The 11,851-nt window shown below is 32.5% G+C and carries 8 protein-coding genes and 1 riboswitch; of the genes, 2 read left to right on the top strand and 6 right to left on the bottom strand.

What is annotated here, in order from left to right:
- Window positions 1–11 precede the first annotated feature (11 nt).
- From ES045_RS09895 to metK, 6 genes are all read right to left on the bottom strand, one after another.
- Complete coding sequence (locus tag ES045_RS09895) at window positions 12–440, bottom strand: hypothetical protein (RefSeq protein WP_147115995.1); 429 nt, start codon at window positions 438–440, stop codon at window positions 12–14.
- The gene (locus tag ES045_RS09890) at window positions 421–936 is read right to left on the bottom strand and encodes an RNA polymerase sigma factor (RefSeq protein ID WP_147115993.1); all 516 of its coding nucleotides are present in this window, start codon (window positions 934–936) and stop codon (window positions 421–423) included. Before ES045_RS09890 ends, ES045_RS09895 begins: the two co-directional genes overlap by 20 nt.
- A gap of 129 nt (window positions 937–1,065) precedes the next feature.
- Window positions 1,066–1,545, bottom strand: coding sequence for a hypothetical protein (locus ES045_RS09885; RefSeq protein ID WP_147115992.1), 480 nt, complete (start codon window positions 1,543–1,545; stop codon window positions 1,066–1,068).
- Between the two features lie 117 nt (window positions 1,546–1,662).
- Window positions 1,663–2,037, bottom strand: coding sequence for a hypothetical protein (locus ES045_RS16655; RefSeq protein WP_223267226.1), 375 nt, complete (start codon window positions 2,035–2,037; stop codon window positions 1,663–1,665).
- Window positions 2,038–2,235: 198 nt separating this feature from the next.
- Window positions 2,236–4,725, bottom strand: coding sequence for a zinc-dependent metalloprotease (locus tag ES045_RS09880; protein WP_147115990.1), 2,490 nt, complete (start codon window positions 4,723–4,725; stop codon window positions 2,236–2,238).
- Between the two features lie 325 nt (window positions 4,726–5,050).
- Entirely contained in the window at window positions 5,051–6,307 is a 1,257-nt protein-coding gene (metK, locus tag ES045_RS09875; protein ID WP_147115988.1) for a methionine adenosyltransferase, read from the bottom strand.
- A gap of 469 nt (window positions 6,308–6,776) precedes the next feature.
- Window positions 6,777–6,886, top strand: a riboswitch (SAM riboswitch).
- 124 nt (window positions 6,887–7,010) lie between these two features.
- On the opposite strand from metK, the gene ES045_RS09870 reads away from it, so the two are divergent.
- Both ES045_RS09870 and thrA read left to right on the top strand, forming a co-directional pair.
- On the top strand, window positions 7,011–8,285 hold the full coding sequence (locus tag ES045_RS09870; RefSeq protein WP_147115986.1) for an O-acetylhomoserine aminocarboxypropyltransferase/cysteine synthase family protein: 1,275 nt from the start codon (window positions 7,011–7,013) through the stop codon (window positions 8,283–8,285).
- A gap of 57 nt (window positions 8,286–8,342) precedes the next feature.
- Entirely contained in the window at window positions 8,343–11,744 is a 3,402-nt protein-coding gene (gene thrA / locus ES045_RS09865; RefSeq protein WP_147115984.1) for a bifunctional aspartate kinase/homoserine dehydrogenase I, read from the top strand.
- Window positions 11,745–11,851 lie beyond the last annotated feature (107 nt).

Raw genomic sequence — 11,851 nt, 5'->3', positions numbered from 1 at the left:
GATGGAGTAAGTTAATCGTTGGTAGAATAAATAGTGATCAAATCATCTTCATAAAGAATACGTTGTTTCGATTGTATTGGCGTTGTGTCTGCAATCATGTTTAAAGCCTCATTTAATAAGATTTCTTTCTCATGATAACTAAGGTTTTTTTGTTCTGGCTTGTAAATGAAAAGTGAAATGAGTAGTATAACCGATGCAGCAGCAGACATCATTCCTATTTTAATACTACGAGTTTTATTCTTTTTCTTTTGAAAAGAATCCCATAATGTAGTGTTTAAATTATTTGGAACTGCTATTTTATTACGTTCCACAAAAGTTGCCCAAGTTTGCAATGTAGCGTCTGAGTTGTCTGCATTCTCGAATAAAAATTGTTCCTCTTCTAAAGTACTAGTTCCTGCTTCATACTTTTCTAGCAAGGTTTTAATAAGTTCCTTTTTCATAGCTATATGTTTTTTCTAATTCGGTGCGTACCTGTTTTCTTGCGCGTGATAATAAAACTCTAATATTCTCTACCTTAAGTTGCATTGTAGAGGCTATTTCGGTGAATTCATAACCGTCAAGATCTCTCATTATAAAAACTTCTTTTTGCTGTTTGGGCAATTTTTGAAGTATTTCTTCAATAATACTATTTAGTTCTTTCCACTCGAGTTCTATATGCTCATTTCTCGAGGCTAAGATTTTAAGAGGGATGGTAGAATCATCTAACACCAACTTTTTTTTCCTTAATAAATCAATACAGTGATTTCTAGCTGTTAAGAAAACAAAACCTGTAATGTTAGGATGCTTCGCAATTTTCTTGCGTTTAACCCATAGTTTCATCATTATTTCTTGAATAGCATCTTCTGCATTTGCATTGTTTCCAAGCATACGCGCAACCAAAGGAAACAAGCGTTCGGACAATGAAAATACTTTAAGTTTAAAATCTATCTTATTCATGTTATGTATATAACGATAAATTACAGGTGTTTATAACAAAGAAAGTCGATTTTATTTTAGAATGAATTGAAGTATGCTGAAAATTGGGGTAAAAAAATGCCTAGCGAGTTGCTAGGCATGTATATAAAGTTATTTATTACTTAGTTTATGATTGATCAATTCATTCCATTTTTCGATGGATTCAAATTCACCATTAAGCTGAAAACTTATTGTAGCATCGTAAAATTTTAAGATGCTATTGGTTTTGTTTTTATCAATAGGAATAAATTCTAAACTTAATTGTTCAATTTCTCGTTCTGCATTAGCGTTTGAGATACCAATATTTACTATTTTACATTTTTTAATCGTAGAAAGGTCGATACATTCAGGCTTAAATCCTTCTTCATTTTTTAATTGAAAGAAAACGAAATTTTTAGTTTCATCTATGCCAATAGCATACTTGCTAGAAACTTCGTGTTGGGTGATGTCACTTTGTTTTTTTTCTGCTAAGTTTTCTAAAGAGAGTAATAATTTTTTTTCGTTTTTTACTTTATTCTGACTTGTTAATACAAAAGGCAATGCGCAAAGAAGAATACAAATTAGCCCAATTACAGCTGTTGCTAAATCCATTTTTATAATTTTTAATTTTTTTAATACTGAAGTTTGAGTGCGAAGTGAAAAGTCACAACGCAGTAAAAAAGTTTGATTTCAACTACCAAAAAGCCGGTAGTTTGTTCCAACAAAGTATTACCAAAAATTATGGAAAGGAAAAATAAGATCAGTTTTCCTATTTCTTATCAATAAGTTTTTAAAATAGTTCTGATACTGTTTAAACTTTGTTCTAAAAATGAATTCATTTGAGCATACAAAAGGCTCAAAATTATTACTGAATGTCTTAAAGTCAGATGTTTCATATGCTGTAAAATCAGAAAGTAAGTTCTCTGATTCTTGAACATGAGTATAAAGAACGTTAGATACGGTTGTAGTATATTCTTTCTGCTTTTTGTTTTGCACTGTAGTTTGTGCAATTGCAGTAGGTAATGTTTTTACAGAAGCAAAAATGCCAAAGCAATAAATTACTACGAATAATAAAATTTTAAAGGGATGATGAAATTGTTTCACTTTTAAATTCCTATTGTTTTATAAGACCTCACAAAATTAGTTTTTTTTAATGATTCAATTACTTAAATTGGTTTTTTTTTTTAGTTAAAATGGCTTCTTTTGTTATTTCTCCTTAAAGTAAGATGTCCTTAAAAACAAAAAAAAAACCTCATCAATTAAGATGAGGTTTTCAATATTAAAAATAATGTACTAAATATATTATTTAGGATCTAAAATGGTATCAATTCTATCAACAACATCTTGTAAATGATATCTTGTTAGCGTATTTCCTCTGTTAGAAGCAGATTTTGCATCTCTTTGCAAACGCTTTAACTCGCCTCTGGCAACAGATTTTATATCAGACTGACTCATATTAATACCACTTCTTTTTACATATCCGCTGTTAAGACCTCTTTGGTCTTCTGCTTCATTTAACAAGTAATCTAGCCTGTCTAAATGTGCTCTTTGTAAATTTCTTCTGTACGTATCTATAGAACTACCTGTGTAAATTTCACTCCAAACACCTTTGCGTAAATCGCTCATCATGTTTACCAAAGTATAAGATTCAGCACCACCATTTAAAGTTTCATTCTCAATCATTCTAGCCATTCTACCAGCATCTAAAACACTGTTTAATGTTCTTGCTTGTAAACCTCTTACTCTTTCTATAGAACCAGAAAATTCAGTTTTGCTAAAAATGTTTTCGTCTAACAACCAAGATGGCGTCTCAAATAATTCATCAATAACAAACTGCAAAGCTTCTTTTTGTTTTGCTTTTGTTACATAAGAATACACAGCACCTTCTTGATCTGTTGTTTTATAGTGTTCATAAACTCCACCAACATTAGATGTTACGTGGCCCATATATCTATTAAATTGTCCTATTAACTGCCCATACATGGTAGCTAATTCTTCGTAGTTTTCACCTTTTTCAGAAGTCCATTCTTCTAATCTCGGTAAAATTCTTTTCAAGTTTTTAATTCCGTACATAGAAGCTTTCATAGCATCGTCACCTAAGTCTTCTGTTTGAGAACTAGGATCTACAACACCAGTAGCTTGTTGGTGACCAAAACGGTACATTGGGTCTCCGGCATGTTTTAAAATCCAAGAATCTAACGTTGCTTTTTCATCTTTAGCATCTGTATCTAAAATAGGTCGGTACCCCCAAGAAATTGCATATTTATCATAAATACCAATATTTGGCATTAATGCTACGCCTTTATCTTCTGGTTGTGCAACATAATTAAAACGAGCATAATCCATAATAGAAGGTGCTGTTCCGTATTTTTTTGTAAATGAAGCAGAGCGTAAAGAATCTACTGGGTATGCTGTAGAACTTCCCATATTATGAGGCAAACCTAAAGTGTGTCCTAATTCGTGAGAAGAAACAAATTTTATCAACTCTCCCATCGTCTCTGTTTTAAAATTATTTCCTCTTGCATCTGGGTTGATGGCAGCCGTCTGAATAAAGAACCAGTTATGCAATAAAGTCATTACATTATGATACCAGTTAATATCAGACTCTAAAATTTCACCAGATCTAGGATCACTAACGTGAGGTCCGTTTGCATTCGGAATAGGAGAAGCTAAATATCTAATTACAGAATAACGCACATCTTCTGGGCTATATTCAGGGTCTTCAGCTTCCGTAGGTGCCATTTTACCAACAATAGCATTTTTAAAACCAGCAGCTTCAAAAGCAACTTGCCAGTCATTTACACCTTGTATAATAAAAGGAACCCATTCTTTAGGTGTAGCTCTGTCTACATAATAAACAATTTGTTTTTTAGGCTCTACTAATTCTCCTCTTTTAAATTTTTCGATATCTTCATCTTTAACCTCTAAACGATATCTATCTAAGTAAGCCACTGTTTTACTTTTCTGATCTGCTAAACCATAATCTGTTTGTCCTCTAGCAAACCAACCAACGCGCTCATCAAAATATCTACGCTTCATAGGAACTTTAGGTAATAATACCATAGAATTACTCATTTCTAAAGTAATAGAACCAACCGCACTGTTAGAAGGTGCTTTATTCGCTAAATAGGTTTTTACATGTCTTACTTCTATATTTTGTGGGTAACTACTTACTCTATCTATGTAAGAACGGTCTTTGTCTATTCTTGTCGCCTGGTATCTTTTTCTAAAAGAATCAGGAAAACCTAAAGGTTTTACGTCTGTAGAAAATAAAGAAGTAGCATCAATTACAGTTGCCGTAGAATCTTTACTAAATGCTTTTATAGGAAAAGCAAATAAGATAGGCTCTAAGTTAGAATTTACCACAGCTTCATGCACTGGTAAAATGGTATCTGCAACAACGTTATGAGAAACAATTCTTAATAAGATTTGTTTGTTTTTTTTCTCCCAACGCAATACTTGTGTGTTTGCTTTTGCACCACCAAAGCCAATTCCGCTAGCCGTTTTTGCAATTCTTGTTACCATTAACATTTCTCTTTGTAACAAAGAATCTGGTATTTCAAATAAGTAAGAATCTTCTTTTGTGTGAACTTTAAATAAACCTTCGTCTGTTACGTGATCTTCGGTTACAACCTTACTGTATGGCTGAATTCCGTCTTTATTAGGTTTTGGTTTTTCCGCTGTTTTTGGAGTTTCTTTTTTCTTTTTCTTCCAGAACTGAGCAGAAGACTCAGTAGAAAAACCAAATACAAAAGCAACAAGTAGTACTCTTGTTAGTATTTTTTTTGTCATGATAAGTTTAATTAAATTTATAGTTTTCGAAGTTACGTAAACTGCCATTTATGAACTCTTAAACTTTTGTTAAAGAGAATTACTTATTATGGCAAGCCAAATGAAAGTAAAATACACTTAATTAGTCCGTCATCGCTAGGAACGAAGCAATCTATCCATCCCAAAGAACAAAACAAATTCCTCTAACCCCACAACCCCTGTGTTTTCTAGGTGCCTATGTGGTAAATCCACTCTAACAGTAACTCCAACCCAACAAAACATCAAACAAAAAAAAGGCATCACTTAAACAATGATACCTTTTCTTATATATTAAAATTAAAACCTTTTACAGCCCAAACGCTTCTTTAACAGCATCCACATAATCTAACTTCTCCCAAGTAAACGTTTCTACTTCTTCAGAAACGGTTTCTCCCATAGGATTCGAAAAGGTAACTGTTTTTATTTCTGGAGTTCTTCCCATGTGACCATAAGCCGCAGTTTCAGAATATATAGGTGTTCTTAACTTTAAACGTTGCTCAATAAAATACGGACGCATATCAAAAATAGCTTCTACCTTTTTACTGATTTCCCCGTCGGTTAAATCTACCGTTGCAGTCCCGTAGGTTCCCACATTAATGCTTGTTGGTTTTGCAACTCCAATAGCATACGAAACCTGTACTAAAACTTCTTTACAAAGGCCGGCAGCTACCAAGTTTTTTGCAATATGTCTTGTTGCATACGCACCAGATCTATCTACTTTAGAAGGGTCTTTCCCAGAGAAAGCACCACCACCATGGGCGCCTTTTCCTCCATAGGTATCAACAATAATTTTACGCCCTGTTAAGCCAGTATCTCCATGAGGCCCACCAATTACAAAAACTCCTGTTGGGTTAATGTGATAGGTAATATTGTCTGTAAATAATTTTTTGTTTTGAGCAGGTAAGTTTGCAACCACTCTAGGAATTAAAATTTCTACAATATCTTTTTTAATTCTTGCCAACATCACCTCATCAGATTCGTCAAAATCATCATGTTGTGTAGAAATAACAATTGCATCAATTCTTTGTGGCACATTATCGTCTGAATACTCTATTGTTACCTGAGATTTTGCATCTGGTCTTAGGTAATCAATTTCCTTGTTTTCTCTTCTTAAATTTGCTAATTCAATTAACAATCTGTGAGACAATTCTAAAGCCAAAGGCATGTAGTTTTCTGTTTCATCAGTTGCATACCCAAACATCATTCCTTGGTCACCAGCTCCTTGTTCTTCTGGTTTTTCTCTATCAACTCCTCGGTTAATATCTGGTGATTGTTCGTGAATTGCAGATAAAACTCCACAAGAATTTCCATCAAACATATACGCACTTTTGGTATACCCAATTTTGTTAATTACGTCTCTAGCAATTTGCTGAACGTCTAAATACGTTTTAGATTTAACTTCACCAGCTAATATAACCTGACCTGTAGTTACTAATGTTTCGCAAGCAACTCTACTGTTTTTATCAAATGCTAAAAAATTATCAATTAAAGCATCAGAAATTTGATCTGCAATTTTGTCTGGGTGTCCTTCAGAAACACTTTCTGAGGTAAATAAATATGACATAATATTCTTCTTTTTGTGTTAAAAAAATGATTCCTCGATGTAAACATTAAGGTTTCCTTAAAATTGACGTTTCTGTATAAACAGAAAGCTATAAAAATAAAAATTGATTGCGCAGTCGCTAAAAGAAGTAGTTCATTACTGCTTTAGCATTTTATTCTGAAGAACTTGTTTTAGTGTCTAAAACATTTCAACAAAAGAGGTTGCAATCAGTTCAAATTTTTCCTCTCAATTAGAATACAAAAGTACACTATAAAATTACAATGCCTACTTTTTTAACGATAATTATTTATGATAGCGCCATCAATAAATCATTTTTAGAGACTTAAAATTCATGTTTTTAAAGAATAAATAAAACAAGGTTGCTTAAAATGCGAAATTGATATTAAATAAAAAATAGTTTACTTTTTATTTGGATATTAAATTTTTCTAAGCATATCTTTGCATTCACAAAGTTCAATAACTTATTGAAATGTTATCAAGAAAGGCAGAGGGATTAGACCCGATGAAGCCTTAGCAACCCTTTAGAAATAGAGAAGGTGCTACATTCTACCTAGATATTTTTATTTGGATAGATAACAAAAAAGAATTTTCCAGTTCTGGTAAATTTTATTTTCTTAATAACATTTTTCTAATAACTACATCAACCAAAATAGATGTATTTGACTTTTGGTTTAATCATTTATTAACTCAAAAAAATAGAAAAATGAGTACATTAAAATTAGCAACCAACGCATTGCACGCAGGACACGACGTAACTAAAAACGGAGGTACAAGAGCAGTTCCTATTTATCAAACAACATCGTATGTTTTTAACAACTCAGAACATGCAGCAAATCTTTTTTCATTAAAAGAATTAGGGTTTATCTACACAAGGTTAAACAACCCAACAAATCAAATTTTACAAGACCGATTGGCCATTGTTGAAGGCGGAATTGGAGCCGTGGTTTTTGCTTCTGGAACCGCAGCAATTGCTACGGGTTTATTAACACTTTTAAAAGCAGGAGATCATATTGTTGCTTCGAGCAGTTTGTATGGTGGTACCTACAATTTATTAAGTGTTACGCTACCAAGATTAGGCATTACAACTACATTTGTAGATGCATCGAATCCTGATAGTTTTGGAGAAGCTGTTCAAGAAAATACAAGAGCATTTTTTGTAGAATCTTTAGGAAATCCGAAATTAGATGTTTTAGATTTAGAAGCAATTTCTGTACACGCAAAACAAGCAGAAGTGCCTTTTATAGTTGATAATACAGTGGCAACTCCTGTTTTATTAAATCCTATTAAATACGGTGCAGATATCGTAATTCATTCACTTACAAAATATATTGGCGGACAAGGAACTTCTCTAGGAGGGGCAATTGTAGATGCTGGAACTTTTAATTGGGCAAACGGTAAATTTCCTGAATTCACAGAGCCTTCTGCAGGATATCATGGTTTAAAATATTATGAAACTTTAGGCGCAGCATCTTATACGTTTAAATTAATTTTAGAAGGATTACGTGATTTTGGTGGTGCTTTAAGTCCAACAAATGCATTTAATATTATTCAAGGTTTAGAAACTTTACCTGTTAGAATAAAGCAACACTCTGCAAATGCATTGGCGTTGGCAAAATGGTTAGAAAATCAAGAAAAAGTTACATGGGTAAACTATCCTGGTTTAGAAGGTAATAAATACAAGGCTTTAGCAGATAAATATTTACCAAACGGACAAAGTGGTCTGGTTACTTTTGGCGTTAAAGGAGGTTTTGAAGCTGCTAAAAAAATTGCAGATAACACCAAGTTGTTCTCTTTATTGGCAAATATTGGAGATACAAAATCGCTAATTATTCACCCAGCAAGTACCACACATCAACAATTAGATGAGCAAGCACAAGCAAATGCAGGTGTTTCTCAAGATTTAATTAGATTGTCTGTGGGTATTGAAGATTTAGAAGACTTAAAAGCAGATTTAACAGCTGCTTTTTCAGAAATATAAATACTTATTAAAAGACCTCACAGGTTTCAAAAACCGGTGAGGTCTAAAAACATCAACGTGGAAAATCAATTACAACATATCAAAAGTAAAAACTTTACGACAGAATTGGGTGCTTTTGTTCCTGAACTGAATTTAAGTTACCAAGTTTTTGGTCGAACATTAGGGAATTCTCCTATCATATTAATCAATCATGCATTAACCGGTAATAGTGATGTTGCTGGAAAAAATGGTTGGTGGAGAGATATTGTTGGAGAGGGAAAAGCAATAGATACAACTGTTTACACTATTTTATCTTTCAACATTCCAGGAAATGGTTTTGATGGGTTTTTAATTGAAAATTACAAAGATTTCATAGCAAGAGACATTGCAAGAATTTTTCTAGAAGGATTGCAGCAGTTAGAAATAACACAATTATTTGCTTTAATTGGTGGGTCTTTAGGTGGTGGAATTGCTTGGGAAATGATGGTTTTAGATCATAAAATTACCACTCATTTTTTACCCATTGCAACCGATTGGAAATCTACCGATTGGTTAATTGGAAATTGTCAAATTCAAGAACAATTTTTAGTAAATTCTAGCAACCCTGTACACGATGCAAGAATGCATGCGATGTTGTGCTATAGAACCCCAGCGTCTTTTAAAGAACGATTTCATCGCTCTAAAAAAGAAGATTCTACTATTTTTAATGTAGAAAGTTGGTTGTTGCATCATGGTGAAAAGCTGCAAGAACGTTATCAATTATCTTCTTATAAATTGATGAATCAATTACTTAAAAGTATAGATGTTACTAAAAATGAAGAAAAAAAGATAGATCTTCTAGATCAAATTGAAGCGAATATTCACATTATTGGTGTGGATTCAGATTTGTTTTTTACTGCGGAAGAAAACAGGGAGACGCATAAAAAATTAGCACTAACCAAAGAAAATGTTACGTACAACGAAATAAATTCTGTGCACGGTCATGATGCATTTTTAATGGAATATGAGCAGCTTCAAAAAATTATAGCACCTATTTTTAATAAAGAGTATAGAACTAAAAAAATGAAAGTATTAAAATTTGGAGGAAAATCTTTAGCAAACGGGAAAGGGATTGAAAATGCTGTAGAAATTATCCTTAATAAACATCATAATGGAGAGAAAATAACGGTTGTAGCATCTGCAAGAGGAAATACTACGGATGATTTAGAAGCTATTTTAGATAAATCGGCTGCTAAAGAGGCATATAAAACTGTGTTTGAAGATTTTAAAGAATATCAACAAGCACCTAACAGCGAAGTAGATTTTTCTAAAGAATTTTCAACGTTAGAAACTATTTTTGAAGGGGTTTCTTTATTAGGAGATTATAGTATTAAAATTAAAGATGAGGTTTTAGCACAAGGAGAATTATTATCTGTAAAGTTAGTGGCTAGTTTATTGTTAAAAAACGGAATTGAGGCAAATGTTACAGATGCAAGACAGTTAATAATTACGGATGAAAACTTCGGAAACGCGCAACCCATTAATGCGGTTTCTTCAGAAAATGTAATTGCTTACTTTAAAAACAATGCGAATAAAATAAATGTTGTAACCGGTTTTATTTCTTCTAATAAGAAAGGACAAACAACTACTCTGGGTAGAAACGGAAGCAATTATACTGCGGCTTTATTAGCCAATTACTTAGATGCAGAAGAGTTGCAAAATTATACGCACGTTAGCGGAATTTTTACTGCAAATCCTGATTTGGTAGCAGATGCAAAGAAAATTGAACAACTATCATTTTCTGAAGCGAATGAGTTGGCAAATTTTGGTGCCACTATTTTACACGCAAAAACAATTATTCCTCTTTTAGAAAAGAACATTAATTTAAGAATTTTAAACACCTTTAATAAAGAAGACAAAGGGACGTTAATTACTGCGGAATCTTCCGAAAAAGGAATTAAATCGATTTCTACTATTAACAATGTTTCTTTATTAAATTTTGAAGGAAGAGGTTTGTTGGGTAAAGTAGGAGTAGATGCACGTATTTTTAGAGTATTAAGTGATAAAAATATAAGTGTAAGTATTGTTTCACAAGGTTCTTCAGAAAGAGGAATTGGTTTAATAATTGATTCAAGTAGGGCTTCTGAGGCAGTTTTAGCATTAGAAAAGGAGTTTGAAAGCGATTTCTATTCTCAAGATGTACATCAGATTTCTATTGTAGATAATGTGGCAGTAATTTCTATTATTGGGCAGGATTTAAGTGAATTTCATCATGCTTATAATTCCTTAATCAAAAATCAAATTGTACCTCTTTTATTTAACAATACAATTACAGGTAAAAACGTGAGTTTGGTGGTTAGGAAAGAGCAAGTTCACAAGGCTGTAAATGTAATTCACGGACAAGTTTTTGGTATTGCAAAGAAAATAAATATAGCGATCTTTGGTAAAGGTTTGGTTGGTGGAACCTTAATTCATCAGATTTTAGAAAATACAGCCTCGGTTTTAGAACGAAGAAAAATTCAGTTGAATGTTTTTTGTGTAGCTAATTCTAAGAAAATATTGCTAAATAAAAATGGAATTTCTACAAACTGGGAACAAGACTTAGAAGAAATCGGAGCAGAAAATGTTTCGATAGCAGATATTATAGCGTTTACAAAAACACATCATTTAGAGAATTTAATTGCGGTAGATAACACAGCAAGTGTGCCTTTTGTAGCCAATTATATTCCGCTGGTAGCAGCTGGTTTCGATTTGGTTTCTTGTAATAAAATAGCCAATACCTTGTCTTTTTCTTTTTACAAAGAACTAAGAGCAAAGTTAAAAGATTACAAAAAACAATATTTGTATGAAACAAATGTTGGTGCAGGTTTGCCTTTAATAGACACCATCCGTTTATTACACGAGTCCGGAGAAAATATCACCAAAATAAGAGGCGTTTTCTCTGGAAGTTTAAGTTACTTATTCAATACTTTTTCGAATGAAAAGGTGAGTTTTTCCGAAGTTTTACAAGAAGCAATCGATAAAGGATTTACAGAGCCAGATGCAAGAGAAGATTTGGGTGGAAATGATGTTGCTCGGAAATTATTGATTTTAGCAAGAGAATTAGAATTAGAAAATGAGTTTGTGGACGTAAATATTCAGAATTTAATTCCAGAAAATTTAAGAGAAGGTTCTGCGAATGATTTTCTGTCTAACTTAGAGTTGATGAACGGCGAATATCAACAATTAAAAGAAGGGCAAAAAGAGAATCACGTTTTGCGTTATATAGGTGAATTAAGTGGAGATTTATCTCAAGATACCGGTAATTTAGATGTAAAACTTGTATCCGTTTCTAAAAATTCTCCATTAGGATCTTTAAAAGGTTCTGATGCAATTTTTGAAATTTATACAGAATCTTACGGAGAGCAGCCCATTGTAATTCAAGGAGCAGGGGCAGGTTCTAAAGTAACAGCCAGAGGAGTTTTTGGTGATATTTTAAGATTGGCAAAACATAATAATTAACACGAAGTGTTTTGTTTAATTCACTTATTATCAAATAGTAGTGGTTTTCAGTAAGCAGTAATTCAGTCAATAAAACCAATTTATAAAAAAGAATAAAGAAACAAGAG

This window comes from Polaribacter sp. IC073 (genome assembly GCF_007997075.1).
GTDB lineage: Bacteria > Bacteroidota > Bacteroidia > Flavobacteriales > Flavobacteriaceae > Polaribacter.
This window is presented reverse-complemented; position numbering and strand designations above follow the sequence as displayed.